This window comes from Terriglobales bacterium (assembly GCA_035543055.1).
Taxonomy (GTDB): Bacteria; Acidobacteriota; Terriglobia; order Terriglobales; family Acidobacteriaceae; genus JAIQFD01.
In genome coordinates this window covers 1-2,512 of sequence record DATKKJ010000164.1, presented here as the reverse complement: position 1 = coordinate 2,512, position 2,512 = coordinate 1, and the positions used below count along the sequence as shown (strand labels likewise).

Genomic DNA, 2,512 nt, shown 5'->3' with positions numbered 1-2,512 from the left:
TCTCCTTCGTTGGGGCTCGATGCCCAGGTCTTGTTGCAACCCGAAGCATCTCCCCAGCGGAGGAGACCGCCAACGCCGTGCGCCTCGACTCACTCGATCAGCGCGTGGACGCGGCCTTCGTATGATTCCTTGTTAGACGGCAGCCCGCCTACTTCTTGCTCTTGCGCCGAATCTCCGCGCGGAGAGCCTTGGCCGAGCGCCGGCTCCACCGCTGGATGGGTCCGTCGCCCGTATCGGAGACCCGTTCATAGAGTTCCGCCGCGTAGTGGGGGTCGAACGAATGAGGGTCTGCGAAAACAGTGAAGTGGGCGTCCGGCTTGCAACCCGACTCGGCGAGGATGGTCTTGGCGGCACGGGCTGCAACAGAGCCGGTGTAGGGGGCCCGGCCTGGAAGCCGCAACTCTTGTTCAGATACGACCACACCGACGAACTGCTCGGCCAGCGCCTCGATCTCGGGCCAGGCTCCTTCGGAGATGGCTCCAATGGGAACGACGAGCTGCTTGGCGCTGCCTTCGCCGCGCAGCGTCGCGATTAGATCAACTTTCGGCTTTCGGCTCTCGATATGGATCTGGAATCCGTCGCCGCCGGAGTCGCTCCAGTCTCCGAGGAAGCGCTCAAGGTCCGCGAACGTCTGACGGCGGTACCGGATCGGGCGCTCCAGCCAAAGCCAACCGAGCACAATTCCCGCGATCGCCAGAGCTGTCCATATCAAGGAGAAGCTCATGCTGCCGTCTAACGGCTCGCGCATCAGCTGCCGCCCGCCGTGCACCAACCGTACACCGCCCGGCGGCCCGCCGCGAAGCCGCGAATGTCGCCCGAAGCACCGATACGCCGCCGGTCGAGTTCGGCGCAGACTAGAAGCCGCGGGCGGCCAGCTGCATGCGCTTGTTGTACGGCGCCTTCTGGGCTCTTGGGTGACGGGCAACTGATCAACGAGGCCAAAACGGGCAGCGGATCAAGGAGGCCAGAAAGGACGATAGGAGTGCGAACCCAGGGCTGAGCACTAGCGCGAAAGCAATGGATGCGGGACGCGTCATTCCCCAGCGGCGCCCCGCAGCAGCGCTCAATGCGTTGAACGAATGTGCCAGCGGGAAGGCGAGAAACATGAGCAGAAGAGCAGCTATTCCGACCGAAAAGCCGCCCCCGGGGCCGGGCTCTCCATTCTGGCAGCCGTCGACGATGCGTACGACAAAGACGTGCCCTGCCCACCAAGTCTGAGCAAGCGCGAGCAGCAGCGCCCCTACGGCAAGAGTCGCGCGCGCAGCCACGTGAGCGCGGATAGGCGCCCCGGGTTCAGAAGGCAGAGCCGACTCCGTGATTAATGCGACCACCCCAGATTGAGGCGAGATCATGGAAGTGGAATCGAAAGCGAGAATCCACCGCGTGCGCAGCATACAGGCATTGAGCTGCCCTTGGTGCCGTACAACTACTATTGGCCAGCTTCCTCAGCGTTCAAAGCCAGCCAAGATTCGCAGCCTAATCTACAGGGGCCGATTCGGGTTCGGAAGCTGAATCGGCAGGCAGGGCCGGGGGATTGCAGCGTGCAGAGAGCCGGGACTAGGCTGCGGGGCTTCGCAGCCTAACCACGAAACAGTGCGTGGTCGGCAAGCGCCCCGACACGACTCACCGGCCGCTCCCGACCGGGAATCGAATTCACGCTGTAGCCTAGGCGCGGCGGCGAGGCCTTCCAGGTCGGCGATCGCCTGACGCACCTCAGGAAGATCGCGGAGCCACTCGCCCTCTCCGCGCGCTTCGGCGAAGCGGTGGAGGATCATCTGCTTCGCGGACTCGGCGTCGCGGCACCACACCACACGCGCGAGGCGGAGCCGGAACGGGTTGGAGGTCCGCATCGCAGTAAGCCGAAGGTGCGGGCTGGCGGAGTGTCCGACCTTCAACCAGCCGGGGACACCCTCGATCAAGTAGACGGCGTACTTGGCGGCGCGACGCCGCTTCGAGCGAAGGTCGCGAAGCGCGCGCTGCGCCTCTTCGAAGCTCTCGCCGATCGGAAGGCTCGGCTTCCCCAGGCGCCTGATCCAGTACCGCCCCTCGGTGCGGACGATGCGGGGATGCGCGTCCACCTGGTGCCACCTCCCGGATCCTGCAGCGACGGTATCGTGGAGGTGTCCGGTTCGGCCAGGGGGACAGGGCGGGGCCCAGGGGCCGAAGTCCGGCACAGGGCGAAGTACCCGTTCTTGCGACGTTTTCCCGCTCCTGTGCTGGACGTGCCGGAGTTGCTGGCAGTTTCCCTATAAACCCCCTTTCACTCCTCCTTCTCACTACCTCTCCATTCCCCCTTTGTTTAACCATCCAGCACAGCCAGCACAGTCCAGCACAGTAGGAGTAAGTAAGCGAACATAGGAGGGAATTTGGTGTGCCGGAGATCGGCAACTCCGTGCTGGACCCCGGGTAGGTCCGGCACACTTCTCCCTGGCAGCAGGGTTTTCCTGCATCTTCCTGCTAGCTTCACCTGCCGGTCGCTCAAGACGATGACTCGTTTCATCGACAAGTAGCC

General features: G+C 64.1%; 1 protein-coding gene. It reads right to left on the bottom strand.

Annotated features, from left to right (window positions below; all coding sequences use genetic code 11):
- Positions 1-148 precede the first annotated feature (148 nt).
- Positions 149-724: a hypothetical protein gene (locus tag VMS96_11170; protein ID HVP43985.1), complete on the bottom strand. Its 576-nt coding sequence runs from the start codon at positions 722-724 to the stop codon at positions 149-151.
- Between the last annotated feature and the right edge of the window lie 1,788 nt (positions 725-2,512).